The sequence below is a fragment of the Microbacterium rhizosphaerae genome (assembly GCF_034120055.1).
GTDB classification, from domain to species: Bacteria; Actinomycetota; Actinomycetes; order Actinomycetales; family Microbacteriaceae; genus Microbacterium; species Microbacterium rhizosphaerae.
Map to the genome: position 1 here is coordinate 227419 of NZ_CP139368.1, position 26995 is coordinate 254413.

Below are 26995 nucleotides of genomic sequence, written 5' to 3' on the forward strand. Positions count from 1 at the left end.
GACTGGGGTGGTCCGGCATCCCCGATTTTCTTGGAGTTCAGCCGCGTGACCACCACAGCCTCCGACGGCGCCACCGCGAGAGCGGCGGCCTCCGACACCGTCGAGAACGCCGCATCCACCCCTGAGCGCGAGCTGCCGTACGCGGCCCTCGGCCTGAAGGACGACGAGTACGAGCGCATCAAGGAGATCCTCGGCCGGCGTCCGACCGGCGCCGAGCTGGCGATGTACTCCGTCATGTGGAGCGAGCACTGCTCCTACAAGTCGAGCAAGATCTACCTCCGTCAGTTCGGCCAGAAGGTCTCGGACGAGATGAAGGAGCGGCTCATGGTCGGCATGGGCCAGAACGCCGGCGTCGTCGACATCGGCGACGGCTGGGCCGTGACGTTCAAGGTGGAGTCGCACAACCACCCGAGCTACATCGAGCCGTTCCAGGGCGCAGCGACCGGCGTCGGCGGCATCGTCCGCGACATCATCTCGATGGGCGCGCGCCCCGTTGCCGTCATGGACCAGCTGCGCTTCGGCGCCATCGACAACCCCGACACCGCGCGCGTCGTGCACGGCGTCGTGAGCGGCATCTCCTTCTACGGCAACTGCCTCGGCCTGCCGAACATCGGCGGCGAGACGGTCTTCGACGCGGTGTACCAGGGCAACCCCCTCGTCAACGCCCTCGCGGTCGGCGTGCTGCGCCACGAAGACCTGAAGCTCGCGAACGCCTCGGGCACCGGCAACAAGGTCGTGCTCTTCGGTGCGCGCACGGGCGGCGACGGCATCGGCGGCGCATCCATCCTCGCCTCCGACACCTTCAGCGCGGGGGGCCCGACCAAGCGCCCCGCGGTGCAGGTCGGCGACCCGTTCGCCGAGAAGGTGCTCATCGAGTGCTGCCTCGAGCTCTACCGCGACGAGCTCGTCGAGGCCATCCAGGACCTCGGCGCCGCCGGTATCTCGTGCGCGACGAGCGAGTTGGCCGCCAATGGCGGCAGCGGCATGCGCGTCGACCTCGAGAACGTGCTGCTGCGCGACCCCACGCTCACGCCGGAGGAGATCCTCATGAGCGAGAGCCAGGAGCGCATGATGGCGATCGTCGCTCCCGAGAAGCTGGACGACTTCCTCGCGGTGACGAAGAAATGGGATGTCGAGACCTCGGTGCTCGGCGAGGTCACCGGCGACGGCCGCCTGCAGATCTTCTGGCACGGCGCGCAGATCGTGGATGTCGACCCCTCGACGGTCGCGGTCGACGGCCCTGTCTACGACCGCCCGGTGGCGTACCCCGCGTGGATCGACGCCCTCCGCGACGACACCGCGTCGGCGCTCGAGCGTCCCACCGATGCCGAGACGCTGCGCGAGCAGTTCACGCGGCTCGTATCGAGCCCGAACCTCGCCGACACGTCCTGGATCACGAACCAGTACGACTACTACGTCATGGGCAACACCGCCCTCTCGTTCCCCGACGACGCCGGCATGATCCGCGTGGACGAGGAGTCCGGCCTCGGCTTCGCCATCGCGACCGACGCCAATGGGCGCTTCTGCCAGCTCGACCCGTACGAGGGCGCCAAGCTCGCCCTCGCCGAGGCCTACCGCAACGTCGCCGTCACCGGCGCCGTGCCGGCGGCGGTCACGGACTGCCTGAACTTCGGCAGCCCCGAGAACCCCGAGGTCATGTGGCAGTTCTCGCAGGCGGTCGCGGGTCTGGCGGACGGATGCCTCGAGCTCGGCGTCCCCGTCACCGGCGGCAACGTCAGCTTCTACAACCAGACCGGCGACACCCCGATCCACCCCACGCCGGTCGTCGGCGTCATGGGCATCATCGAGGACGTGGCGCACCGCATCCCGAGCGGCTTCCAGGACCCGGGCCAGAACCTCTACCTGCTCGGCGTCACCTCGACCGAGCTCAGCGGCTCGGCCTGGGCGGCGACGATCCACGGCCACCTCGGGGGCCGCCCGCCCGTCGTCGACCTCGCCGGCGAGAAGCGCCTCGCCGAGCTGCTGAAGGCGGCATCCGACCAGGGTCTCGTATCGAGCGCCCACGACCTGTCGGAGGGCGGCCTCGCCCAGGCGCTCACCGACGTGACCCTCCGCTTCGGCGTGGGTGCGCGGGTGTGGCTCGACGAGCTCATCGAACGCGACGGGGTGGATGCGGCGTCCGCACTCTTCTCGGAGTCCACGGGCCGCGTCATCGTGTCCGTGCCGCGCGAGGACGACGTGAAGTTCCGCGGCCTGTGCGAGGGGCGCAACTACCCCGTGCTGCGCATCGGGGTGACCGACTCCGCAGGGGACGGCGGGGACGCAGCACTCGAGGTGCAGGGCCTGTTCACGATCCCGCTGGGCGAGCTGAAGGCCCTGTCGACCGGAACACTGCCCGCCGTCTTCGGCCCCACGATCGCCGAGCCCGCCGCCGCATCCGGTCGTTGAGCGAGCGCAGCGGGACGAAACGCAGACGAAGGAAACGAGAGATGCCCGAGAACGACGACGAGTACGCCGAGCTCAACGAGAACCGGTCGCGCCGCATGAAGACGATCGCCTGGATCGTCATCGTGGCGCTGATCCTCGTGGGCGGTGGCGCGACGGTGCTCGCACTGCTCGTGCCCGGCGCCTGAGGCGTCCGCTCGCAATCCTCTGAGCGCCCGGAGAGCACCCCGCTCCCCGGGGCTACGATGAAGCGGTGCACTGGGACTTCTTGGGCTATTGGTGGCTCGTGTTCCCGCTCATGGGGGTGATGGGCGCGATCGGTCGCGGTTACGAGCAGCGCGCCCGCCGCCGGCACGCGCGCCGCCTGGAGATCATCCACGCGAAGACCGAGGCTCGCGCCATCGCCCGTGGCATCCCGTATCCGACGTCCGGGATCCCGGTCGTCCAGACCGAGCAGGCCCCGCCCGCCGAGACGCAGGAGGCCCGGCTCCAGCGCCTCTTCGACACGCACGACGGCGTGACCAAGCGATGGCTCGAGTACGAGCTCGACGTCGCCAAGGCCATCTCGTATCCGGCGATGAGCGACGGGCGCCAGCCCCTCACCGCGGCGTTCCTGCGCGCCAAGCGCGTGGCGGACAACCTCCGTCCGGCGTCCGCCAAGTCGCGGCTGACGAAGGAGCAGTTCACCGAGTACCGCAATGCGGTGACAGACTACGAGGTCGCCTTCGACGTCGCAGAGCGGGATGCCCGCCGCATCCAGGACTCGGGATTCACGGATGCCGAGCGCAAGCGCCTCGACACGGCCAAGCAGCTGCTCACCGTCGCCATCGACCAGGCAGCGACCCCGGCCGAGCGCCAGCTCGCGTACAAGCGCGTGCGGGAGGAGCTCGACGGCCTGATCTCGCTGTCGGACGGTGCGATCGACCGGCTGGAGAAGCAGGTATCGCTCGAGCTGACGATGGGCCCGTCGGCCACCCCCTCGGCCACCCCGGCGCCCGCATCCGATCAGCGCCGGCCCGCGGCATCCGCCCCGCCCTCGGCCCCCCCGGCGGCGTCGGCGCCGCCGTCGCAGCTTCCGACCCAGGCGGTGCCCCAGCCGATGCCGGCGCCGTGGCCCGTGCCGTCGCGCTCGGTCAAGCGACCGCCGAAGTCGTAGCCCGCCGCGTCAGCGGCTGTCGGCGGCTTCGGTGTGATGCCGGATGACCTCGGCCACCACGAAGTTGAACCACTTCTCGGCGAAGGCGGGATCGAGGTCGGCCTGCTCGGCGAGACTGCGCAGGCGCGCGACCTGCTGCTCCTCACGAGCCGGGTCGGACGCCGGCATCCCGTGCTCCGCCTTCAGCACGCCCACTTCCTTCGTGCACTTGAAGCGCTCCGCGAGCAGGAAGATCAGCGCGGCGTCGATGTTGTCGATGCTGCTGCGCAGTCGCAGCAGGGTGTCGGTCGGGTCGGCGTTCATGGATCCTCCTCTGCAACGACGATACGGGATGCCGTGTCCCCCTGATTCCGCACCTCTCGGGCTTGCGACTCAGCGAGCCATATAGTTAGCGGCATGACCGACGCCACGCCCGTTGCAGGGGCCGAGAAGACCGAGCCTGCCGACATCGCGGCGGTCAGCCCCGCCGCCGTGGATGGCCCCGCAGAGGCCGTCCCGGTCGGCGCGTCGGCCGAGGCTGCGACCGCAGACGCGCCGGTCGAGACTCCGGTGCCGACGAGCAGGAGGGCCGCGGGGCCCCGGGGGTCGGAAGGGTCGAAACCGATCTGGGCGTCCCTCAGCAACCCGTTCGCCGTCGGACTCTCGCTCACTCTGGGCGGTCTGGTCGCCGTCGGGCTCGGTACGGCCTTCGTCAGCCTGTCGACGATCATCATCTACGTCATCTTCGCGCTGTTCGCCGCGCTCGGCCTGGATCCGGTCGTGCGGTTCTTCGAGCGCCACAACGTCAAGCGCGCGTGGGGCATCGTCATCGTCTACACGATCTTCGCGCTCGTGATGGCCGGCATCCTGCTGCTCGTGGTCCCCGCGCTGGTCGGCCAGATCACGAAATTCTTCACCAACCTGCCCCAGACGATCGCCGACTTCGAGAAGACGCCGTTCTACGCGTGGCTGACGAGCACGTTCGGCTCCCAGGTGAGCGCCATCGTCGACCAGGTGCAGAAGTACTTCACCAGCCCCGCGAACCTCGCGAAGATCGGCGGCGGCGTCCTCAACTTCGCGGTCACGGTGGGCACGACGATCTCGGGACTGATCATCGTGCTGGTGCTGAGCCTCTACTTCCTGGCATCCCTTCCCTCGATCAAGGTCGCGTTCATCCAGTTCGCGCCCGCGCGCAACCGCGCCGTCGTCGGCGAGCTCACCAACCACATCACCGACTCCATCGGCGGATACCTGATGGGGATGGTGGTTCTGGCCGGCTGCAACTCGGTCGTCGCGTTCATCCTGCACCTGCTGCTGGGTCTGCCGTATCCGGGGATCATGGCGCTGCTCGCCTTCGCGATCACCCTGATCCCGCTCGTCGGCTCGGTGCTGTACTGGATGACGGCGACGGTGATCGCCCTGTTCACCGGCGGGTGGGTTCCCGCCTTGATCTTCGCCGTGGTCTACCTGGTCTACATCCAGCTCGAGGCCTACGTCCTGACCCCGCGCGTCATGAACAAGGCGGTCTCGGTGCCGGGCTCGCTCGTGGTCATCGGCGCGCTCGTCGGCGGCACGCTGTTCGGCCTGCTCGGGGCGCTGGTCGCCATCCCGATCACGGCGTCGATCCTGCTCATCATCAAGCAGGTCGTGATCCCGAGGCAGGACGCCAAGGTCTAGTCTTGCGGCCCGACCGGCCGGACTGGATACTGTGCCCATGGCCATCCGGGAGGCCGCGGTCGTCGACTGGACCGGACGTTTCGCCGAGTTCAGTGCACGCGAGGCGACGCTCACCGCGCCCGAGCTCGCCGAGTACGGCCAGGCGGCATGGTTCACCGGGCGCGATGACATCGCCGCCGTCGCGCTGGAGCGTGCGCATCTGACCTTCCTCGACGAGGGCGATCCGGTGTCGGCCGTCCGCTGCGTCTTCTGGCTCGGCTTCACACTCGGCGAGCGTGGCGAGGACGTCAAGGCGCGGACGTGGATGCAGCGCCTCTTCGAGCTGTGCGCCCGCTCCGCGGGCGACCCGACGATCGACGCCACAGCGGCGTTGTGCCGCGGCCAGGTCGCGTATCTCCAGGGCGACCTCGCGGGGGCCGCCACTCACTACCGGGAGGCCGCCCGTCTCGCCGAAGCCGCGGACGATCCTGATGTGCAGGTGCTCGGGATCATGGGCGAGGGGCGCGCGCTCATGCGCAGCGGCCGCCTCCAGGACGGCGTGGCATGCATGGACCGGGTCATGCTCATGATCGGCACGGGCAGGGTCAGCGACCGGGCAGCCGGTCCCGCGTACTGCGCCGTCATCGCGAGCCTCCTCGCCCGCGCCGACATCCAGCGCGCCCGCGTCTGGACGCGCGATCTCGGTGAGTGGTGCGACACGCAGCGCGGGCTCGAGCCCTTCCGCGGCGAGTGCACTCTGCACCGCGCGACCGTCATGCAGGTCGGCGGCGAGTGGGAGGCGGCCGTGCAGGCCGCGGAGAGCGTCTGCCGCACGGAGGAGCGGCCCGAGACGCTGGCCAACGCGTGGTACCGGCTCGCCGAGCTGCATCGCGTAGCCGGCCGCGGTGTCGCGGCCCGAGACGCCTACCGGCAGGCCGCAGGGCTCGGCCGAGAGGTGCAGCCCGGGCTGGCGCTGCTGCACCGCGACGCAGGTGAGCTCGACACCGCGTGGGCGGGCCTCGAGCGCGCACGGGCGACGGTGTTCGAACCGGCCGCGCGCGCGGAGGTCCTCGCCGCCGCCGTGGACATCGCCCTGGCCCGCCGGCAGCCCGCGATCGCGCGGGATGCGGCCGCTGAGCTGCGGGGATGCGCGGATGCGGTCGGAACGCTCCTGCTCCACGCCATGGCGGCGCAGGTGGACGGCGATGTCGCGATCGCCGACGGCCGCACAACGGATGCCCTGCAGCTGCTGCGGACCGCGTGGTCGCGGTGGCGGAAGCTCGACGCCCCGTATGACGCCGCGCGCGCTCGGTTCTCGATGGGGCGGGCGGCCCGAGCCGCGGGCGACGAGGAGGGGGCGCAGCTGGAGTTCGACGCGGCGCGCGCCGTCTTCGAATCCCTGGGCGCGGTGCCGGATCTCGCACGGCTCGAGCGGGTCGCGGCGGCCTCGGCGGGAGCCGCCGTCGCCGACGTCGGACTGAGCCGCCGGGAGCGCGAAGTGCTCGAGCTGGTGGCCGAGGGCCTGTCGAACCGGCGCATCGCGGAGCGGCTGTTCCTCTCCGAGCGCACCGTCGCCCACCACGTGGGCAGCATCCTGGCGAAGCTCGACGTGCCCAGCCGGTCGGCCGCGACCGCGTACGCGTTCGAGCACGGCCTGGTGTCCGCATCCTGAATTGGTCATTTCTGCCGATGCCGACCTTCGGCGCTCTCCGTAGCGTGAGCGAGAAGGAGGCATCATGTCCACCATCACGCTCGATCTGGCCATCATCGGGGCCGGAGCCGCCGGCCTGCACACCGCCCGTCTGGCCGCCGCCCGCTCAGCCGACTTCGCCGTCTTCGACGCCGATCCGCGCGTCGGCGACACGTGGCGCCGGCGGTACCGCACGCTGCGGCTGTTCACTCCACGCCGCTGGGCGAGCCTGCCCGGCATGCGCATCGACATCGGGATGTTCGCCTACCCGACCGCCGCCCAGCTCGCCGACTACCTGGAGCGGTACGCGGTCTCGTTCGACCTTCCCGTCCGCACGTCGACGCGTGTCGAGCGGCTGACGGTCGACGGGTCGGGTCGGTTCCAGCTCGACCTCTCCACGGGCGAGACGGTTCATGCCGAGCGCGTCGTCGTCGCGACGGGTGCCCACCATCGGCCGATCACGCCCGCGTTCGCTCGAGACCTCGACGCGGGCATCCACCAGCTCCACTCGCTCGACTACCGCGGGCCGGAGGACCTCGCCGACGGGCCCGTCCTCGTCGTCGGAGTGGGCAACTCCGGAACCGACATCGCGCTGGATGCCGCGGCATCCGGTCACGCCACGATGATCGCCGGGCGCGTACCGGGTGAGGTTCCCGGGCGCATCGACACCCCGATCGGGAACCTGATCAGCGAGATCTTCATCCGGCGGTTGCGCAACACGACGATCGACACGGAGAAGGGCCGGCGGTTCCAGGAGGAGCACCGCGGGCACGGCGTGAACCTCGTGCGCAACCACATGACCGACCTCCGGAAAGCCGGCATCCGTCATGTCGCGCGCGTGGCCGGTGTCGTCCGCGGGCGCCCCGTCCTCGAGGACGGGCACGCCGTGGATGCCGCCACCGTCGTCTGGGCGACCGGGTCGCTGCCCCGCCACGACTGGGTCGACATCCCCGCGGCCTTCGACGCCCGGGGGTGGCCGGCGCACGAGCGCGGCGTGGTTCCGGCCGTGCCCGGGCTGGCCTTCGTGGGGCTGCCGTTCCAGTACTCTGTCGCGTCGCCGACGCTCATGGGGATGGGTCGCGATGCTCAGTACGTCGTGGATCGGCTCTTCGCCGTCGACGCGAAGGCGACGGTCACCACCTGACTCCTCGGGCTCGCCGGGTCACGGCAGGGCGACGAGGCAGGTCGGCGACGGGACAGCAGTCCGGTGCCGCACCTTGCCCGGGACCCCGGTGCGCGTATCGAGGGTGAGCGAGGCGACGTCGTCCGACTTCTGACCCGCGACGAGCAGGGTGTCGCGCACCACGAGGTGGTGGCGCGGCCAATCCACCCCGGCCTCGACGAGTGCGACAGGTTCGAGCGATTCGCCCGAGCCGCGCACGCGCAGCGTTCCGATCGTGTTCGTGCCGCGCACTCCGGCGTACAGGAACGCGGCGTCGTGCGACAGCGCGAGCTCGGCGCCCGTGTCGGTCGGCAGGACCCCGGGCGCGATGGACGTGCCGCCCACGACGCTCCAGACGCCCTCGCGCGAGGCGCCGAGGACGAACACCTCGTGCGACAGCTCGGTGATGACGTACACGTGGCCGCTGGGGTGGCGCACCATGTGCCGCGGGCCGCTGCCCTTCGGCAGAACGACCTGCTGCACGGGGCGGAGCCCCTCGGGCGTCGCACGCCAGAACCGGACGAGGTCGTAACCGAGGTCGGTCGTGACCACGAGCCCGCCGGGCAGGAACATCGCCTCGTGCGCCCGCGAGACGCGCGCGTCGGCGTCCTGCGGCTCGGCCTCGGCATGCGTCAGCGCCTGCGCCGCCTCCTCCTCACCGTCGCCGCCCGGGATCAGGTACGCGTATTCGCCCGCGACCTCGCGCAGAGCGCGGGCCGCGGCGGCGAGGTCGATGCCGCCGTCCGTGCCGTCCGCATCCCTCGGCGGCGCGTCGGGACCGTAGGGATCGACAGCGGCGGGAGCGATGGATGCCGCGCCCGGCCGGCCCGCGGCATCCAGACCCACACGGACCACGCGTCCGTCGCCCCAGCACGCCGCGACGAGGTACGACGCATCCGGAGACACGACGACGTGGCAGTTCAGCCGGCCGGTCGGAACCGGCTCGCCCAGCGCGACGAAGCTCTGCTCGCCGGTCCGGCGGAAGCCCTGCACCGCCCCCGTGCCCTCGAGCGACGCGTAGACGACGTCGAGCGACGGATGTCGCGCCACCCACGACGGCGAATCGGCCGTCGCGACCGTGCCGGCGAAGCCGAGGGGTCCGCCCGCCAGGGCGTCATCCGGAGCGCCGGCGAACAGCATCCCGATTCCGGAGCCCGCTCCGTCCATGTCGGCGGTGTAGCCGCCCGTCAGGAACCTCATACGAGATCGTGGCGCACGACGACTTCGTCGCGCGCAGGGCCGACGCCGACGACCGAGATGCGGGTGCCGCTCATCGCCTCGAGGGCGAGGATGTACTCCTGCGCCTCGACCGGCAGCTCGTCGAAGGTGCGGGCGCCCGAGATGTCGGCCTTCCAACCGGGCAGGTACTCGTAGATCGGCTTCGCGTGGTGGAAGTCGGTCTGGTTGACCGGCATCTCGTCGAAGCGCACGCCGTCGACGTCGTACGCGACGCACACCGGGATGCGGTCGAGCCCCGTCAGGATGTCGAGCTTCGTGAGCACGAGGTCGGTGATGCCGTTGATCCGCGTGGCGTAGCGCGTGACCGGAGCGTCGTACCAGCCGACGCGACGGGGTCGGCCGGTCGTCGTGCCGAACTCGAAGCCCCGCGAGCGCAGCCAGTCGCCGCTCTCGTCGAACAGCTCCGTCGGGAACGGGCCGGAGCCGACGCGCGTCGTGTAGGCCTTGACGATGCCCACGATGCGGTCGAGGCGGTTCGGACCCACGCCGGAGCCGGTGGCAGCGCCGCCCGCGGTCGCGGACGAGGACGTCACGAAGGGGTACGTGCCGTGGTCGACGTCCAGCATCGTGGCCTGTCCGCCCTCGAAGACGACGACCTCTCCGGCGTCGAGCGCGTCGTTGAGCAGCAGCGACGTGTCGGCGACCATCGGCGCGAGGCGCTCGGTGTACGACAGGAGGTCGTCGACGATCTCGTCGCACGTGATCGCGCGGCGGTTGAAGACCTTCACGAGCATGTGGTTCTTCTGATCGAGGGCACCCTCGACCTTCTGCCGAAGGATGTTCTCGTCGAAGAGGTCCTGCACCCGGATACCGACGCGGTTGATCTTGTCCGCGTAGGCCGGGCCGATGCCGCGCCCGGTCGTGCCGATCTGCCGCTTGCCGAGGAAGCGTTCGGTCACCTTGTCGAGTGTCCGGTGGTACTGCGTGATGATGTGCGCGTTGGCGCTGATCCGCAAGCGCGACGTGTCGAGGCCGCGGGCGTTCAGCGCCTCGAGCTCGTTGAAGAGCACCTCGAGGTCGACGACGACGCCGTTGCCGATCACCGGGTTGACTCCGGGGGTCAGGATGCCGCTCGGCAGCAGGTGCAGGGCGTACTTCTCGTCACCGATGACGACCGTGTGCCCTGCGTTGTTGCCGCCGTTGAACTTGACCACCCAGTCGGTGCGGTCGCCGAGGAGGTCGGTGGCCTTGCCTTTCCCCTCGTCCCCCCACTGGACTCCGATGATCACGATTCCTGGCATGAAGCCCTCCGGGTGTCTCAGGTCGGGTTGCACCCCATCCTATCGAGGAGGTCGGCGCCCTCCTCGATAGGGTGAGCGCATGCTGCAGACCACGGCGTGGGCGCGGGCGTGGACGATCGCCCGTATGGCAGGCGCCCTGCTCATCCTCATCGGAGTCGCCGCCCAGGCGGCGAAGACGTTCAGCGGGGCGCTCGAGAAGCACCAGGACGTGGCCACCGTCATCGTCAACTTCTTCAGCTTCTTCACGGTCCTGTCCAACTGCGGCGCGTGCATCGTGCTGGCCTGGGCGGCGGTCTGGTTCTGGACTCGGGCGAAGGATGCCGGTCCCGAGCCGCGCGGTCTCGGCCTCGCCCTCGCGTCGGTCTCGACCTACATGATCGTCACGGGAATCGTGTACAACCTTCTGCTGCGGGGCATTGCGCTCCCGCAGGGGACGACCGTGTGGTGGTCGAATGAGATCCTGCACGTCGTCGGGCCGCTGTTCCTGCTGCTCGACGTGTTCCTCGGCCCGCGACGCCGATGCCTCGGCTGGGGGGCGATCGGCGTCGTGCTGATCTTCCCGCTCGCCTGGGTGGCGTACACGCTGATCCGCGGCGAGCTCGTCGTCAACCCCGTGACGGGCGAGCACTGGTGGTACCCGTATCCGTTCCTGAACCCGCACCTGGGCGGCTATCCCTCGGTCTGGCCTTATGTCGTCGGCATCGCCGTGGCGCTCGGCGTGGTCGCGGCCGGTGTGGTCTGGGTGAGCCGGCGGCGCGGTCGCGCAGCATCCCCGGACGATCAGTCCGTCGGCAGTCCGGCCCTCGCCAGCAGCTGAACCGCGGGGAGGTCGGCGGGCGCCCACTCCAGGTCGCCCAGCTCGTGCGGCGGGACCCACCGGAGCTCCGAGTGCTCGGTCGGCTCCGGCATGCCGTCGACGAGCCGGCAGAAGTAGGTCGTCAGGACCACGTGACCGTGGGTCGTCGACTCGACGTGGTCGCCGACCTCGACGGTGCACCGCAGCTCCTCGATGAGCTCGCGGCGGAGCGCCTCCTGGGGCGTCTCGCCCGCTTCGACCTTGCCGCCGGGGAACTCCCACATCCCGGGCAGGTCCATCTGCGGCCCGCGCCGCGCGGCCAGGACACGTCCGTCGTCGACGAGCACCGCGCCGACCACCTCGATCTGCCCCACGGGGTCCACCGTAGCCCGCGCGCCGGTCGCGGGCCGAAGGCTGCCGCGGGAGTGTGACAGGGCCCGCCATCGGGGCACGTCCCGCGCAAATAGACTGTCGGCATGTCGAAGGTCCTCCAGTCCCTGCCCATCGGCGAGCGCGTCGGCATCGCCTTCTCGGGGGGTCTCGACACCTCGGTCGCGGTCGCCTGGATGCGCGACAAGGGCGCCGTGCCGTACACCTACACCGGCGATCTCGGCCAGTACGACGAGGACGACATCGCGTCGATCCCCGACCGCGCACTGCAGTACGGGGCGGAGGCCTCGCGACTCGTCGACTGCAAGACGGCACTCGTCGAGGAGGGCTTCGTCGCCCTGTCGTGCGGCGCGTTCCACATCCGCAGCGGCGGCCGCACCTACTTCAACACGACGCCGCTGGGACGCGCCGTCACCGGCACACTGCTCGTGCGCGCCATGAAGGACGACGGCGTGGACATCTGGGGAGACGGCTCGACGTACAAGGGCAACGACATCGAGCGGTTCTACCGCTACGGCCTGCTCGCCAATCCCGCGCTGCGCGTCTACAAGCCCTGGCTGGATGCCGACTTCGTGACCGAGCTCGGCGGCCGCCAGGAGATGAGCGAGTGGCTCGTCGCGCACGGCTTCCCGTACCGCGACTCCGCGGAGAAGGCCTACTCCACCGACGCGAACATCTGGGGGGCGACGCACGAGGCCAAGACCCTCGAGCACCTCGACGTCTCGCTCGAGACCGTCGACCCGATAATGGGCGTGCGCTTCTGGGACCCGAGCGTCGAGATCGCGACCGAGGATGTGACCGTCACGTTCGAGTCCGGCCGCCCGGTCGCGATCAACGGCGTCGAGTTCGCGGATCCGGTCGAGCTCGTGCGCGAGGCCAACGCCATCGGCGGACGCCACGGCCTCGGCATGAGCGACCAGATCGAGAACCGGATCATCGAGGCGAAGAGCCGCGGCATCTACGAGGCTCCCGCGATGGCACTGCTGTTCATCGCGTACGAGCGACTGCTCAACGGCATCCTGAACGAGGACACCCTCGCGACCTATCACGAGCAGGGCCGCCGTCTCGGCCGCCTGATGTACGAGGGCCGCTGGCTCGAGCCGCAGTCGCTGATGCTGCGCGAGTCGATCCAGAAGTGGGTCGGCTCCGCGATCTCCGGCTCGGTGACCCTGCGCCTGCGCCGGGGCGAGGACTACTCGATCCTCGACACGAGCGGTCCGGGCCTCTCGTACCACCCCGAGAAGCTCTCGATGGAGCGCGTCGGCGATGCGGCCTTCGGCCCGACCGACCGCATCGGGCAGCTCACGATGCGCAACCTCGACATCGCCGACTCGCGCGCGCGCCTGGAGCAGTACGCGGGCCTCGGCCTCATCGGCGGCGCCACCGGCGCGCTGGTGGGTCGCCTGGAGAAGGGCGCATCGTCGGAGATCACCGAGGGCGAGGATGCCTCGGCCCTCGCCGAGGCGGTCGAAGAGGCATCGGAATCCGCGGCCTTCGACACCGGCACCGACTGACTCAGACGGAATTAACTTGCACAGTCGTGTGCAAGTTATAGTGGAGGGGTGAACAGCACCCCTCCGTCTGCGCGCCGTCCCCGCCGAGATGCCCTCGAGAACCGAGCCGGCATCATCGCCGCGGCCACCGCCGCCCTCGCGCTCGACCCCCGCGCATCCCTCGACGTCATCGCCCGCGGCGCCGGCCTCACGCGCCGCGCCGTCTACGGCCACTTCGAGGATCGGGATGCGATCATCCGCGAGATCCTCGCCGGCGGCGCACCGCGCTTCAACGCCATCGCGCTCGGCATCGCCGACCCCGAGGCCCCGCTCGCGCTCGCCCGCCTGACGGCCAGGCTGTGGCGCGAGGCCGCGATGGTGCAGGTCGCCGCGGCGATCGCGCTCGACGACGCGCACGTCCACGAGACCGCCGACATCCTCGCACCGCTCCGCCGGGTCCTCCTCGCCATCGTGTGTCGCGGACAGGATGACGGCACCCTCCGCGACGACCTCCCCGCCGCGACGACCGCGCGCCTCATCGAGGAGACCGCGCGCTCGGTGGTCTCGCACCTCGACGCATCCTCGCCCGAATCCGGGCCGGTCGCGGTCAAGGCCGTGCTCGGGATCGCGGGACTCTCGTGGACCGAGTCGAGCGCGCTGGTGGCGGCGCATCCCGATCTCTTCGACGGACCCGCCCGCGCGGAAGCGGCCGCCTGATGCGCGTTGAGCTGCAGGAGGTCTCGAAAGGCCTCGCCCTTCCGACGACCTCGCTCGCGTACTCCTCCGGCGAGGCTGTCGTCGCGGTCGCCGAGACCGAGCAGCGGCCGACGGTGCTCGGCCTCATCGCCTCGGGCCGCATGCGCTCGGCGACGGGGCACGTCCTCATCGATGGACGGGAGGACGCCGCGACCCTCCGGCGAAGGGTCGCCCTGGTCGACGCCCCCGCGGTCAGCGACCCGGCTCCCGATGTCACCGTCGCGGGCGTCACGGCCGAGGAGCTCATGTTCGCCGGCCGCACCGCCACTCCGATCGCCGTGCGGCGATGGCTGGATGCCGCGGGCTTCGGCGACCTCGCCCGTGTGCCGATCGGCGACGTGCCGGCCCGCGAGCGCATCGCGCTCCTGCTGGAGCTGACCGCGCTCCGCGCGGGCGTCGAGGGGATCGTCCTCGTCTCGCCCGATCGCCATGGCGGCGACCCGGTCGAGTGGATGCAGCTCGCCGACGACATCGCCGCCCGCGGCATGGCCGTGCTCGTGATCGCGGGAGAGGCCGCGGCATCCCTTCTCCGCCTGTCGTCGCCCGCGGCGACCCCCCAGCCGGCACCGGTCCCCGAGCCTGTCGAGGGGCCCGAGCCTGTCGAGGGGCCCGAGCCCGCACCGGTCCCCGAGCCTGTCGAGGGGTCCGAGCCCGCACCGGTCCCCGAGCCTGTCGAGGGGCCCCAGCATCATCCTTCCGACCTGTTCGGGATTCAGTCCGCCGAGGGCGCCGAATGTGCGACACGCCGGGAATCGTCCGCGGTGATCACCGAAGAGACTGAATCCCGAACGAGCGAACCCGAACACCCCGTGACCGCAGGGACCGACCCCTCGACAGGCTCGGGGACCGACCCCTCGACACGCTCGGGGACCGAAGCGGAACACCCGGGCAGCGGACCCGAAGAAGGCGAGGACCAGCGATGAAGGTCCCCGCGATGATCGCAGCGGAGCTGCGCCGTCTGACGTCGACCCGCATGTCGGTGATCGCGCTGATCGCGCTGATGCTGGTGCCCGTCCTCTACGGCGGGCTCTACTTGTGGGCCAACCAGGACCCGTACGCGCGCCTGTCCGACGTGCCCGTCGGGCTCGTCGTCGCGGACGAGGGCGTCGGCGACACGAACTACGGCGACCAGGTCGCGAAGGAGCTCGTCCACGGCGGGGCGTTCGACTGGCAGATGATGTCGGCGAAGGCTGCCACGGCGGCCCTGCAGGACGGCTCGGTCGACTTCACGGTCACGCTGCCGAAGGACTTCTCGGCCGCTCTCACCTCGGTCTCGGGCGACACCCCGCATCAGGCGAGAATTCTGCTGGAGACGAACGACGCCAACAACTACCTCGCCTCGACGATCGGCACGCAGGCCGTCGAGAAGATCCGGCGTTCGGTCGCTCAGCTCGTCGGACAGGAGGCCGCCACGCGGCTGCTGACCGCGATCTCGGACATCCGCGCGAACCTCGTCACCGCAGTCGACGGCGCATCCGCCCTCGCCGACGGCGCCGCGAGCGCGCACGACGGTGCCCAGCAGCTCTCGAACGGCGCTTCGCAATTGGCGAGCGGTACCGCGACCCTCGCGCAAGGTGCCCATCAGGTCGCGGACGGCGCAGCCCAGGTCGCAGCGGGCAACCGCACGCTCGCCGGCTACGCCGACCGCGCCGGCGCCGCCTCGCAGGACATCGCGAACGCGCTGCCCCATGCCCGCACCGACATCATCGCCGAGCTGCAGAAGCAGGGGCTCGACCAGGCGCAGATCGATGCGGTGGTCGCGAAGCTCGATGTGCTCGGCGACAAGGTGCGCGCGGGCAACACGACCGTGCAGGGCGCGGTCGGCAAGGTCGACCAGTTGTCGGCCGGCGCGAACCAGGTCGCGTCCGGCGCCGCACAGGTGGCGTCGGGGGCGGATGCCGCGGCATCCGGGTCCGCCCAGCTCGCGAGTGGCGCCTCCGCACTGACGTACGGGCTCGGCACCCTCACAACGGGCGCCGACCGGCTGCGCGACGGCCTGAAGGACGGCGTCGCGAAGATCCCCGACTCGTCGGCGGCGTTGCGCGCCGCGCAGGCGAAGACGATCGCCGATCCGGTCGACGTCTCGTCGGGCAAGCTCGCATCCGCCTCGAACTACGGCTCCGGACTGGCGCCCTTCTTCGCGGCCCTGGCGGGATGGATCGGCATCTACGCGCTGTTCCTCATCGTCAAGCCGATCTCGCGCCGCGCTGTGACGGCGCTCCACCGTCCCGTCAAGATCACCCTCGCCGGCTGGCTGACCCCGGCGGTGCTCGGCGGCATCCAGATGATCGCCCTCTTCGGCGTGCTGGCCGTGGCGCTCGGCTTCGGGTTCGCGCATCCGCTCGGCACGCTCGGCGTGATGGTCGTGGCCTCCTTCGTCTACGCGTCGATCATCCTGGCGCTGAACGTGTGGCTCGGTTCCGTCGGCCAGTTCCTCGGGCTCGTCCTCATGGTGATGCAGCTCGTGACGGCGGGCGGCACCTTCCCGTGGCAGACTCTGCCCGGGCCGCTCGCGAGCCTGCACCACGTGCTTCCGATGGGATACGTGGTGGATGCGATGCGCCAGCTGATGTACGGCGGAGACCTCGCGCGCGCCGGCGGCGACCTGCTCGTGCTCGCGGCGTGGCTCGTCGGAGCGCTCGTGCTGTCGATGATCGGCGTGCGGCGGATGATCCGCGGGCGCACACTGCGCGACCTCCAGCCGAGCCTCATCGGCTGAACCCCGAAAGGCCTGACCCGCACGAATCCCGAACGGGGCTCGGCGGAGGCGAGAGCCCAGGCTACGATTCGGAGGGCGGCCGCGGACACCCGAGTCCCGGCCGCCCTGACACCGAGTTCCATGCCGGGAGACCCCTCGATGACGAAGACCGACACGGCGTCCATCGCTGCCGTCCATGCCGAGACCACGCCGAAGCGCCGCGTCGGCCGCACCATCGGGATCACTCTCTTCGGCATCGTCGCCGGCGTCGTGGCGATCGCGCTGGTCGCCGCGGGCGTCGGGCTCTGGGTCGTGCAGCGGTCGTTCCCCCAGCTCGACGGAACGATCGCGTCTGCGGGCCTCCATTCGAAAGTGAGCGTGCTGCGCGACGACCGCGGCATCCCGACCATCACCGCCGACGATTCGCACGACCTGTTCTTCGCGCAGGGCTACGTGCACGCGCAGGATCGCTTCTGGGAGATGGACTTCCGCCGTCACGTCACGAGCGGCCGGCTCTCGGAGCTCTTCGGCATATCCCAGCTGCCGACCGACGAGTTCCTCCGCACGCTCGGCTGGCATCGCATCGCCCAGCAGGAGGTGGACAGGATGGATGCCGCCACCCGCGCCTACTACCAGGCCTACGCCGACGGGGTGAACGCGTACCTGTCCGATCATGAGGGGTCCGCGGCATCCCTCGAATACGCGGTGCTGGGCCTGCAGAACCCCGGCTACACCATCGAGAAGTGGACGCCCGCAGACTCGGTCGCGTGGCTGAAGGCGATGGCCTGGGACCTCCGCGACAACATCGAGGCCGAGACCGAGCGCGCCACCTTGGCCGCGAACTACGACACGGCCAAGATCCACGAGCTGTACCCGGACTACCCGTACGACAAGAACCCGGTGATCGTGCCGACGATCAGCACCAAGGCGCCCGCACCGGCGGCGGCCGCCGTGTCGACCGCCGCATCCATCCAGTGGAAGAGCGTGAACAGCGTCGTCGAGGCGGCGGGCGCGCTGCTGGGGGGTGCAGGCGAGGGCATCGGCTCGAACTCGTGGGTCGTGTCCGGGGCGCTCACCGCGTCGGGCAAGCCGCTGCTCTCGAACGACCCGCACCTGGGCGCGGCGATGCCGAGCGTGTGGTACCAGGTGAACCTGACCTGTGCGACCATCACGGCGGACTGCCCGTTCGATGTCGGCGGCTTCAGCTTCTCGGGGCTTCCCGGCGTCATCATCGGCCACAACGCCAAGATCGCGTGGGGCTTCACGAACCTCACGACCGATGTCACCGACCTCTACATCGAGAAGGTGCAGGGCGACAAGTACTGGCGAGACGGCCAGCTGGTCCCCCTGCAGGTGCGGACCGAGACGATCAAGGTCGCCGGCGGCCACGACGTCAAGCTCACGATCCGCTCCACCGTGCACGGCCCGATCGTGTCGTTCAGCGGCGACTTCCGGGGCATCGCGGCCGCCCCGCACACCGGCTCCAGCACCGGCGAGGTCACGACACCGCAGGGCGCTCCCGAGGGCGTCACCGCGGTGAGCCTGCAGTGGACCGCACTGCAGCCCGGCACGACGGCCCAGGCGATCTTCGCCCTGAACGCAGCGCAGGACTTCGCCGGCTTCCGGCACGCGGCATCCCTCTTCGACGTTCCCGCGCAGAACCTCATCTACGCCGACACCGCGGGCGACATCGGCTACCAGACGCCCGGCCGCCTGCCCATCCGCGGGGCGGGAGACGGATGGATGCCGCAGCCCGGGTGGGACTCGGCCTACGACTGGAAGGGGTACATCCCCTTCGACAAGCTGCCGGTGTCGTACAACCCACCCGAGGGCTACATCGTCACAGCCAACAACCCGATCGTCGGCCCGGACTACCCGTACTTCCTCACGAAGGACTGGGACTACGGCTGGCGCGCGGCGCAGATCACCGAGCTGATCGACCGGCTGTCGTCGCAGCGCAAGCTCACCGCGGCCGACATGAACGGCATCCAGGCCGACACGTCGTTCTGGATGGGCATGCGGCTCATCGCCGCCTACTCCGACATCACCGTCGACGACAAGGGCGCCGCATCCGCCCTCTCCCTCCTGAAGACATGGGACGCCCGCGACGATGCGGACTCATCCGCGGCCGCCTACGCCAACGTGCTGTGGGACGAGCTCGTGAAAGACCTGTTCACCGCGCGCGCACATCCCGTCTCCCTCGACGGGCAGGGCCGCCTGTTCCTCGTCGTCGACAAGCTGCTCGGCGAGCCGACCTCGTCGTGGTGGACCAACGACCGCATCGGCGTCTCGGGCGAGCGCGAGATGCTGCAGAAGGCCGCGGTGGACGCCTACCACCGCCTCGCGAAGCTGCAGGGCGACACCCCCTCGAAGTGGAGCTGGGGCGACCTGCACGCGCTGACCCTCACGAACGCCACTTTCGGGACCTCCGGCATCGCGCCGATCGAGTGGCTGTTCAACCGCGGTCCGTTCCCGGTGAGCGGAGGATCGTCGGTCGTGGATGCGACGGGCTGGGTGCTCGGCAAGGGATTTCAGACCGTGACCGTGCCGTCGATGCGGATGATCGTCGACCTGTCGGGCTTCGACGAATCCCAGTGGAACAACCTCACGGGCGAGAGCGGACACGCGTTCCACGAGAACTACTTCGACCAGACGGACGACTGGAAGCACGTCCGTCTGTCGCCGTGGGCGTTCTCCCCGAAGGCCGTCCGGGCTGCCGCGACGCACTCCCTCACGCTGACCCCGAAGGGCTGACCCAGCCCGTCGACGCCGGCACCGGCGTGGATGGGCTTGCCAGGGGTCTTGGACGAACCGTCCAGACTCGCCGCCTACGGTGGTCCGAGTTCGTCGCCCGCACCCGAATGCGTGCGACGGATGCCTCGGCACGGCCGCTCGTGAGCGGCAAGGTGACTCAGCATCCAGCGATCGCTCACGCGTTCTCTCTCCCACCGTCCGAGGCGACACGCCTGCCCGGGTGACGCGTGCTGACGCGTGCGCCCGTTGCCGCCGCGCCTGGAGACAGGCCGGCGTGCGGACACGCAGGACAGCCCGACAATTGGAGTTTCATGCGCGTCCCCACACGCATCCACAAGTTCGCCATCCCCGCCATCGCCGTCATCGCGGCGGTCGCCATCCCCCTCGGCGTCGCCACGAGCGCCGCCGCCGCCGACGAGCTCATCGCCTCCGGATCCCTGTCCGTCGAGCGCAGCGTCGACCACTCGGCCGCCTTCTTCGCCGTGACCGCGCGCGCCACCTCCGAGCGCGCCGCCGGCAAGGTCGACACCAGCTCCCTCGACCGTCAGACGGCCATGCTCGACGATTCCGAAGGGCTCCCGGCCGCGACCGTCGACGCCCTGACCGACCTCGTCCGCACCAACACCGCCCGCATCTCGCAGGAGCTCGCCGACACCCAGGCGCGCGAAGCGGCCGCTGCGCAGGCGGCGGCCCAGGCGGCCGCGGCCGCCGCCGCTCTCGCTCAGGCGAACACGCCCGACGGCGCTCGCGCCGTCGCCCGCTCCATGGCGGCCAGCCGCTACGGCTGGGGCGACGGACAGTTCTCCTGCCTCCAGTCGCTCTGGCAGAAGGAGTCGGGCTGGAACTACAAGGCCTACAACAAGGGCGGCGGGGCGACCGGCATCCCGCAGGCCCTTCCCGGCTCGAAGATGGCCGCGGCCGGCGCCGACTGGCAGACCAACGCCGCCACGCAGATCGCCTGGGGCCTGTCGTATATCAAGGGGTCGTACGGCTCGCCGTGTGCGGCCTGGGCCCACTCGCGGGCCGTCAACTGGTACTGATCCGACACGTTCCCGTCGTCGGGGTACACAACCGCGGGTCGTCCACGCGACACGCCGGGCGCACCCATCCGCCGCCCGCGTGTCGCAAGGTAGACCCGCGGTTGTGCACGCCCGGCCCACCCGCGGTTGTGCACGCCCGGCCCGGGCGCTGCGGCGCCGACCGCGGGAGCCGAACTCAGCCGCCCGCGGCCGGCGGCGTCTCCCGCGACTGGGCGAGCTCGTCGACGTAGAGCGACGGCTCGTCGATCGTGCCGTTGCGGTACGCTTGCCGGCCGATCATGTGGGCCGCGAGGGGTGCCGTCGCGAGCTGGATCAGCACCACAGCGACGAGGAACGCGACCACCGGCCACGACCGCAGCGACAGCGCGATCGCCACGCAGATGAGCAGGAAGCCGAGCACCTGCGGCTTGGTCGCCGCGTGCAGGCGCGTCGGCACATCGCGGAAGCGCAGGAGGCCCACCGCGGCGGAGAGGCACAGCAGAGCACCGGCGAGCACGAGGGCCAGGGACACCGCATCCAGGATCGCGTTCATCCCTCCCCCTTGTCCCTGCGCGCGACGTACCGCGCGATCGCGATGGAGCCGAACACGCCGACGGCCGCGATGATCAGCAGCACGGGCAGCGTGGTGACGTGGTGGTTGATCGCCATGTCGGCGCCGAGCACGCACATCACCTCGGTGAGCAGCACGTCGGATGCGACGGCCCGGTCGAGGATCGACGGCCCGACGACGATCCGCCACAGGGTGAGCAGCGCGGCGACGGCGAAGACGACGTAGATCACCATGAGCACCGGGTTCATGCCGACCTCACCGCCTCGACCTGCGCCCTCGACCCCAGCGCCATGACGATCCGGCGCTCCCAGCGCAGCACGCTCTCGCGCTGACGCTCGACATCCAGGTCGGACGAGACGCCGACGACGTGCAGGTACAGGATCCGCCGGTCCCGGTCGGCCTCGATGATGAGCGATCCGGGAATGAGGGATGCGGTCACCCCGACGTGGGTCATGATGAGGTCGTCGTCGGTGCGCAGCTGTACCGCGATCACCGCGGTGCCGGGATAGCGCCAGGGATTCATGACCTGCCAGGCGACGGTGAGCGATCCGCGCACGAGGGCGCCGACGAAGGTCACGACGAACACGAGGCCGAACCAGAGGTTGAGCCGGCCCGAGAGCTCGACCGCGGGGAGACGGAAGACGCGGGTGACGAACACCGCGACGACGACGCCCGTGACGAAGGCGAGCACGGTGAACTGCCCCCACAGCAGCATCCACAGGGCGACGAGCCAGACGAAGAACGGCAGCTGGCGCCACGCGCGCCGGGCGACCGACACCCCGGGGCTCACTTCGCCGCCTCCTGCCCGAGCTGGACGAGACCGACGGGCTGGAGGATCTCGGCGCCGATGCGGTTGCAGACGTCGTACAGCGGTCCCGCGAAGACCGTGAGGGCGACGGTGGCGGCGACCATGCCGACGGTCGCACCCGTCATGATGCGCGGGATGGCGCGGCGCTCGGTCTGCACGAGGGCCTCCGGCGCGTCGCCGAGGTACGCGACGCGCGCCTCGGTCTCCGGCTCGGCGAGGTCCTCGTCGCTCTCGCGCCAGAAGGACAGGTTCCACGCACGCATCAGGGCGTACAGCGTGAGCAGCGACGTCACGATGCCCCCGACGATGAGCACCATCATGAGCGGGGTGCCGACCTGGGCGGCCGCGTCGAACAGCGCGAACTTGCCGATGAACCCGGAGAAGGGCGGCAGGCCGCCCAGGTTCACCGCGGGGATGAAGTACAGCACGGCGATGACGGGGGCAGCCCGCATGAGGCCCTTGACCTTGAGGATGGACGTCGACCCGGCTCTGCGCTCGATGAGGCCCACCGCGAGGAACAGCGTCGTCTGCACGACGATGTGGTGGACGATGTAGTACGTCGTCGCACCGAGCGCCGCCGGGGTGGCGATCGCGATGCCGAAGACCATGTAGCCGATGTGGCTCACGAGCGTGAACGACAGGATGCGCTTCATCTCGGCCTGCGCCACGGCCCCGAGCACCCCGACGATCATCGTCAGCAGAGCGACGATCAGCAGCAGCGTGTTGACGTCGTTGTCGCGGAACAGCTCGGTCTCGGTGCGGATGATCGCGTACACGCCGACCTTGGTCAGCAACCCGGCGAACACCGCGGTCACCGGCGCCGGCGCCGTCGGGTACGAGTCCGGCAGCCAGAACGACAACGGGAAGACCGCGGCCTTGATGCTGAAGGCCAGGAGCAGCATGACGTGCAGAACGAGCTGCGTCTGCTGCGGCAGCTCGCTCATGCGCTGCGAGACCTGCACCATGTTCACAGTGCCGAGGGCCGCGTAGACCATCGCGATCGACGCGAGGAACAGCACAGACGACACGAGCGAGACGACGATGTAGACGATGCCCGCGCGGATGCGGCCCGACGTCCCGCCGAGGGTGATGAGCACGTACGACGCGACGAGCAGGATCTCGAACCCGACGAAGAGGTTGAACAGGTCCCCGGCGATGAAGGCGTTGAAGATGCCCGCCGCGAGCACCAGGTACGTCGGGTGGAAGATGGACACCGGGGTGTCGTCATCCCCGTCCGCCGCCCCCTGGCCGACGGAGTACAGCAGCACCGCGAGCAGCACGATGCTGGACACCAGCACGAGCAGGGCCGCGAGCCCGTCGACGTAGAGCACGATGCCGAACGGGATCGGCCAGCCGCCCACGGAGACCGCGATGGGCTCGCCCCGCACGCCGACCGCCGCGAGGAGCACCGCGGAGATCACGAGCACGCACGTGAGGGTCGCGATCGACACGACGATCTGCGTGCGCCGATGGCGGCCGGCGATCAGGGCGATCGCCGCCCCGAGGAGGGGCAGCGTCACGAGCAGGGGCACGAGCGCGCTCATCGCGGGCCGCCCCCGTCCCTCTCGTCCGTCGGCGCGTCGTCGCGGATGTCGGCGATGTCGCGGTGGTGCAGCACGCGCAGCGGTGTCGTCGGGGTCCCGATGAAGTCGGTCGTCTCGTCCTCGTCGGCCTCCTCGAGCTCGACCTCGTCGTCGAGCGCGTCCTCGACCGCCTCTCCGCGCTGGCGCACCTCGATATCGGCTTCGTCGTCCGGCACGATGTCGGCGCGGCCGAGCTGCCACGAGCGGTAGATCAGGGCGAGCAGGAAGGCCGAGACGGCGAACGTGATCACGATCGCGGTGAGCATGAGCGCCTGCGGCAGCGGGTCGGACACCCTGCCCTCCGCACCGTGGAACGGCGCCTGGCCGGGGTATCCCATGACGATGAGGAGCAGCAGATTCACGGCATTGCCCAGCAGCAGGAAGCCGATCAGAACCCGGGTGAGGCTGCGCTCGAGCATGGCGTAGACGCCGCACGCGAAGAGCACGGCCATGATGACGATGAGGATGCCCGAGACGCTCACGGCAGCGGCACCCCCTCTCGCCGCTGTCCTTGCAGCTGCCGGTCGACCTCCGCGCCGAGGCTGCGCAGCACGTCCAGGACGAGCCCGACGACGACGAGGTACACGCCGATGTCGAAGATCGTCGAGGTGACGAATTCGATGTGGCCGATGACCGGGATCGTCGCCTCGAAGAACGCGCTCGTGAGCGGGTCGGCGCCGAAGAGCAGGGGCACGACCGCACAGGCCACCGCCAGCGTCATCCCGACCCCGAGCAGGCGCCCGGCATCCGCCGGCGCCGCCGCGCCGAGTTCGTAGCGCCCGCCGCCGATGTACCGCATGACGAGCGCCATGCCGGCGACGAGCCCGCCGGCGAAGCCGCCTCCGGGTGCGTTGTGGCCGGCGAAGAGCAGGAACAGCGACACGACGATGATCGAGTGGAAGAGGATCCGCACGATCACCTCGACCATGAGCGACCGGTTCTCGGTGCGCACACGCTGTCCGCCGACGAGCCACGCCTGCCAGCCCGTCGTCTTCGACGAGCGCGGCCGGACGCCCTCCGACGTCTCGACCATCGGGCGTCGGCTGCGCACCGGCAGGGCGGACAGGCTCGACAGCCGGTCGGCACGGTCCGTGACGAAGACGAGGGATGCGACGCCCGTCGCCGCCAGGACGAGCACCGACAGCTCGCCCATCGTGTCCCACCCGCGCAGGTCGACCAGGGCGACGTTGACGACGTTCTTGCCGTGGCCGAGGTCGTACGCGAGGTCGGGGAAGCGCTCGGAGATCGGCTTGTAGACCCTCGCTCCGGTCGCGACGAGGGCGACCGCGGCCATCGTGAGCCCGACGGCTGCGCCGATCACGCCTCTCGCGATCGGCTTGACGGATGCATTGTGCTCGCCGAGACGGGACGGGATGCGTCGCAGCACCAGCGCGAAGGCCACCATCGTGACGGTCTCGACGAGCACCTGCGTGAGCGCGAGGTCGGGGGCGCCGCTCGTCGCGAACAGCACGACCATGCCGAGCCCCGTGACCGAGACGAGGACGACACCCGTGTAACGCTTGCGTGCCCGGACGGCGACGAGCCCGGCCGCGATCATGAGCGGGGCCACGAGCAGCTGGGCCGGGGTGTGCCACGCATCCAGCTGAGCCCGCCATCCGCTCCCGGCCAGCAGGGCGGTCCCCTCGGCGGCGACGAAGACGATGAAGATCGTGCCGACGTACACGGGGAGCGAACCGGTCTGGGTGAAGCTCGTGACCGAGACGGACACCCGCGCGATGCCGCGCAGGGTCGCGTTGTACGCGTCCGCCGCGGTGAAGGGCAGCAGGCGCCGGCGTGCATCCCACCGCGTGCGGACGGTCAGCCAGAACACGACCGCGCCCACCGCGATCGAGGCCAGCGAGATCCACAGCGCGGGCTCGATGCCGTGCCACGGCGCGAGGTGCGCATCGGGGGGTGCGGGCACTCCGGGACTCGACGGAGGCAGGGTGTCGGCGTAGCCGGCGAGCACCGTGTCGAGGACGGGCGAGGCGATGCCCGCGACGGCCGTGAGGGCTGCGAGCAGGATGGGGGCGGACAGGAATCCGATGGGGGGATCGGGCCATTCCGTCTTCGGCATGGGGCGGCGGGCGCTGCTCTTCTTGGTCCAGAAGGCGCCCCACACGAACCGGATGCCGTACGCCGTCGTCAGCACCGATCCGAGGGCGATGCCGATCAGGGCGACGAGCCCCCACACCTCGCCGTGCGACGCCTCGAAGAGAAGTGCGGAGAGCGACCCCTCCTTCGCCACGAAGCCGATCGTCGGCGGGATGCCGATCATCGAGGCCACCGCGATCATCGAGAAGACGGCGAGAGTCGGCGCCTGACGGCCCACGCCGCTGAGCTCGCCGACGTCGCGCGTGCCGAGCTGGCGGTCGATGACGCCCACGACGAGGAAGAGGCTCGACTTGAACAGGGCATGGCCGATGAGAAGGGCCATGCCGGCGAGCGCGGCGTTGCGGGTGCCGTAGCCGAGGACGACGGTGAGGAGCCCGAGCTGGCTCACCGTGCCGAACGCGAGGATGCGCTTGAGGTCCGTCTCCCGGAGGGCCTGGAAGCCGCCGAGCAGCATCGTGAAGACCCCGAGACCGATGACGATCGGTCGCCAGGGTGCGGCGAACGCGAACGCCGGAGCGAAGCGCGCGATGAGGTAGATGCCCGCCTTCACCATCGCCGCCGCGTGGAGATACGCGCTCACCGGTGTGGGCGCGGCCATGGCCCCGGGCAGCCAGAAGTGGAAGGGGAAGATGGCCGACTTGCTCAGCGCGCCGACGAGGACCATGACCAGCGCGGCATCCGCGAGCGCACCGGTCGGCGGGTGCGCGAGGATCTCCGACATGCTGCTGGTGCCGGCCATCACCACGAGCAGCACGACGCCGACGAACATCACGAGACCGCCGACCGTCGTCACCAGCAGGGCCTGCAGCGCCGCCCGCCTGCTCCCGCCGCGGCGGTGCGCGTACCCGATCAGGAGGTACGACAGGATGCTCGTGATCTCCCAGAACATCACGAGCACGACGATGTCGTCGGTCAGCACGAGCCCGTACATCGCCCCGGCGAAGGCGAGGAGGACGGCGGAGAACTGCCCGAGGCCCTCGCGCTTGCCGCGGAAGTACCAGCGGCAGTAGAGCATGACGAGCGCCCCGACGCCCGTGACGATGAGCGCCATGATCCACCCCAGGGTGTCCATGCGCATCGACAGGACGATGCCGAGGCTCGGGATCCAGTCGTAGGACTCCGTCACGATCCCGCCCGAGACCACGGCCGGCGCCTGAAGCGCAGCCTGCACGAAGGCGGCGGCCGCGAGCGCCGCCCCGATGTAGAACGTGCGGGCCCCGATCCGGCCGACCAGCCACGGCAGCGCCAGCGGGACCACCGCGAACGCACCGAGGAGAGCCAGCATGGGCGACCTCCTCGGAGTCGTCGGCCGGAGGATTCCTCCGGCACGGGCGATTCGGGTCGGCCCAGTCTATCGGCGGCGCTTCCGCCTCCTTCGCCCTCACCTCCCCCGACCCGCGAGCCCACACTGATCTCCCGAACCCACAGCCGATGGCCGCCCATCGCCTGTGGGTTGGGGAATCGTGTGTGGGTTCGCGCGAGA

23 protein-coding genes are annotated in these 26995 nt (G+C 70.4%); 13 read left to right on the top strand and 10 right to left on the bottom strand.

Features of this window, described 5'->3' with window-relative positions; genetic code table 11:
* Nucleotides 1-45: 45 nt before the first annotated feature.
* From purL to SM116_RS01055, 3 genes are all read left to right on the top strand, one after another.
* Entirely contained in the window at nucleotides 46-2409 is a 2364-nt protein-coding gene (gene purL, locus SM116_RS01045) for a phosphoribosylformylglycinamidine synthase subunit PurL (RefSeq protein WP_320942615.1), read from the top strand.
* A gap of 41 nt (nucleotides 2410-2450) precedes the next feature.
* Nucleotides 2451-2594 carry a hypothetical protein gene (locus tag SM116_RS01050; protein ID WP_320942616.1) on the top strand — a complete coding sequence of 48 codons (144 nt, stop codon included), beginning with the start codon at nucleotides 2451-2453 and terminating at the stop codon, nucleotides 2592-2594.
* Between the two features lie 65 nt (nucleotides 2595-2659).
* On the top strand, nucleotides 2660-3562 hold the full coding sequence (locus SM116_RS01055) for a hypothetical protein (protein ID WP_320942617.1): 903 nt from the start codon (nucleotides 2660-2662) through the stop codon (nucleotides 3560-3562).
* Between the two features lie 9 nt (nucleotides 3563-3571).
* Here SM116_RS01055 and SM116_RS01060 read toward each other — a convergent pair whose 3' ends face one another.
* Nucleotides 3572-3865: a chorismate mutase gene (locus SM116_RS01060; protein ID WP_320942618.1), complete on the bottom strand. Its 294-nt coding sequence runs from the start codon at nucleotides 3863-3865 to the stop codon at nucleotides 3572-3574.
* 93 nt (nucleotides 3866-3958) lie between these two features.
* On the opposite strand from SM116_RS01060, the gene SM116_RS01065 reads away from it, so the two are divergent.
* From SM116_RS01065 to SM116_RS01075, 3 genes are all read left to right on the top strand, one after another.
* On the top strand, nucleotides 3959-5218 hold the full coding sequence (locus tag SM116_RS01065) for an AI-2E family transporter (RefSeq protein WP_320942619.1): 1260 nt from the start codon (nucleotides 3959-3961) through the stop codon (nucleotides 5216-5218).
* Between the two features lie 37 nt (nucleotides 5219-5255).
* Nucleotides 5256-6869 (top strand): response regulator transcription factor, encoded by a 1614-nt coding sequence (locus tag SM116_RS01070; protein ID WP_320942620.1) that lies wholly within the window; start codon nucleotides 5256-5258, stop codon nucleotides 6867-6869.
* Between the two features lie 64 nt (nucleotides 6870-6933).
* On the top strand, nucleotides 6934-8031 hold the full coding sequence (locus SM116_RS01075) for a flavin-containing monooxygenase (RefSeq protein ID WP_320942621.1): 1098 nt from the start codon (nucleotides 6934-6936) through the stop codon (nucleotides 8029-8031).
* A gap of 18 nt (nucleotides 8032-8049) precedes the next feature.
* Here SM116_RS01075 and SM116_RS01080 read toward each other — a convergent pair whose 3' ends face one another.
* Both SM116_RS01080 and SM116_RS01085 read right to left on the bottom strand, forming a co-directional pair.
* Nucleotides 8050-9249, bottom strand: coding sequence for a lactonase family protein (locus tag SM116_RS01080; protein WP_320942622.1), 1200 nt, complete (start codon nucleotides 9247-9249; stop codon nucleotides 8050-8052).
* Nucleotides 9246-10529, bottom strand: a complete 1284-nt coding sequence (locus SM116_RS01085; RefSeq protein ID WP_320942623.1) for an adenylosuccinate synthase — start codon at nucleotides 10527-10529, stop codon at nucleotides 9246-9248. The genes SM116_RS01080 and SM116_RS01085 overlap by 4 nt, the downstream gene beginning before the upstream one ends.
* A 79-nt stretch (nucleotides 10530-10608) precedes the next feature.
* Here SM116_RS01085 and SM116_RS01090 point away from each other — a divergent pair, with 79 nt between their 5' ends.
* A complete protein-coding gene (locus tag SM116_RS01090) occupies nucleotides 10609-11346 on the top strand; it encodes a Pr6Pr family membrane protein (RefSeq protein ID WP_320942624.1) in 738 nt (245 codons plus the stop codon).
* Here SM116_RS01090 and SM116_RS01095 read toward each other — a convergent pair.
* Nucleotides 11310-11699 carry a (deoxy)nucleoside triphosphate pyrophosphohydrolase gene (locus tag SM116_RS01095; protein WP_320942625.1) on the bottom strand — a complete coding sequence of 130 codons (390 nt, stop codon included), beginning with the start codon at nucleotides 11697-11699 and terminating at the stop codon, nucleotides 11310-11312. The genes SM116_RS01090 and SM116_RS01095 overlap by 37 nt on opposite strands.
* Before the next feature lie 102 nt (nucleotides 11700-11801).
* Between SM116_RS01095 and argG the strand changes: the two genes are divergently transcribed.
* From argG to SM116_RS01125, 6 genes are all read left to right on the top strand, one after another.
* On the top strand, nucleotides 11802-13229 hold the full coding sequence (gene argG, locus SM116_RS01100; RefSeq protein WP_320942626.1) for an argininosuccinate synthase: 1428 nt from the start codon (nucleotides 11802-11804) through the stop codon (nucleotides 13227-13229).
* A 48-nt stretch (nucleotides 13230-13277) separates the two neighbouring features.
* Nucleotides 13278-13925 carry a TetR/AcrR family transcriptional regulator gene (locus tag SM116_RS01105; protein WP_320942627.1) on the top strand — a complete coding sequence of 216 codons (648 nt, stop codon included), beginning with the start codon at nucleotides 13278-13280 and terminating at the stop codon, nucleotides 13923-13925.
* Complete coding sequence (locus tag SM116_RS01110; protein WP_320942628.1) at nucleotides 13925-14887, top strand: hypothetical protein; 963 nt, start codon at nucleotides 13925-13927, stop codon at nucleotides 14885-14887. The genes SM116_RS01105 and SM116_RS01110 overlap by 1 nt, the downstream gene beginning before the upstream one ends.
* Nucleotides 14884-16683: a YhgE/Pip family protein gene (locus SM116_RS01115; RefSeq protein ID WP_320942629.1), complete on the top strand. Its 1800-nt coding sequence runs from the start codon at nucleotides 14884-14886 to the stop codon at nucleotides 16681-16683. Before SM116_RS01110 ends, SM116_RS01115 begins: the two co-directional genes overlap by 4 nt.
* 138 nt (nucleotides 16684-16821) lie before the next feature.
* Nucleotides 16822-19416, top strand: coding sequence for a penicillin acylase family protein (locus SM116_RS01120; protein ID WP_320942630.1), 2595 nt, complete (start codon nucleotides 16822-16824; stop codon nucleotides 19414-19416).
* A gap of 311 nt (nucleotides 19417-19727) precedes the next feature.
* The gene (locus SM116_RS01125) at nucleotides 19728-20456 is read left to right on the top strand and encodes an aggregation-promoting factor C-terminal-like domain-containing protein (RefSeq protein WP_320942631.1); all 729 of its coding nucleotides are present in this window, start codon (nucleotides 19728-19730) and stop codon (nucleotides 20454-20456) included.
* Between the two features lie 175 nt (nucleotides 20457-20631).
* Here the strand turns inward: SM116_RS01125 and mnhG are convergent, their stop codons facing one another.
* The 6 genes from mnhG to SM116_RS01155 are packed head-to-tail and all read right to left on the bottom strand — an operon-like array spanning nucleotide 20632 to nucleotide 26797.
* Nucleotides 20632-20988, bottom strand: coding sequence for a monovalent cation/H(+) antiporter subunit G (mnhG, locus tag SM116_RS01130; protein WP_320942632.1), 357 nt, complete (start codon nucleotides 20986-20988; stop codon nucleotides 20632-20634).
* Nucleotides 20985-21254, bottom strand: coding sequence for an MrpF/PhaF family protein (locus SM116_RS01135; protein ID WP_320942633.1), 270 nt, complete (start codon nucleotides 21252-21254; stop codon nucleotides 20985-20987). The genes mnhG and SM116_RS01135 overlap by 4 nt, the downstream gene beginning before the upstream one ends.
* Nucleotides 21251-21796, bottom strand: coding sequence for a Na+/H+ antiporter subunit E (locus SM116_RS01140; protein ID WP_320942634.1), 546 nt, complete (start codon nucleotides 21794-21796; stop codon nucleotides 21251-21253). The genes SM116_RS01135 and SM116_RS01140 overlap by 4 nt, the downstream gene beginning before the upstream one ends.
* Nucleotides 21793-23358 carry a Na+/H+ antiporter subunit D gene (locus SM116_RS01145; protein ID WP_320942635.1) on the bottom strand — a complete coding sequence of 522 codons (1566 nt, stop codon included), beginning with the start codon at nucleotides 23356-23358 and terminating at the stop codon, nucleotides 21793-21795. Before SM116_RS01145 ends, SM116_RS01140 begins: the two co-directional genes overlap by 4 nt.
* Nucleotides 23355-23879, bottom strand: a complete 525-nt coding sequence (locus SM116_RS01150) for a Na(+)/H(+) antiporter subunit C (RefSeq protein ID WP_320942636.1) — start codon at nucleotides 23877-23879, stop codon at nucleotides 23355-23357. The genes SM116_RS01145 and SM116_RS01150 overlap by 4 nt, the downstream gene beginning before the upstream one ends.
* Entirely contained in the window at nucleotides 23876-26797 is a 2922-nt protein-coding gene (locus tag SM116_RS01155) for a Na+/H+ antiporter subunit A (RefSeq protein ID WP_320942637.1), read from the bottom strand. Before SM116_RS01155 ends, SM116_RS01150 begins: the two co-directional genes overlap by 4 nt.
* Between the last annotated feature and the right edge of the window lie 198 nt (nucleotides 26798-26995).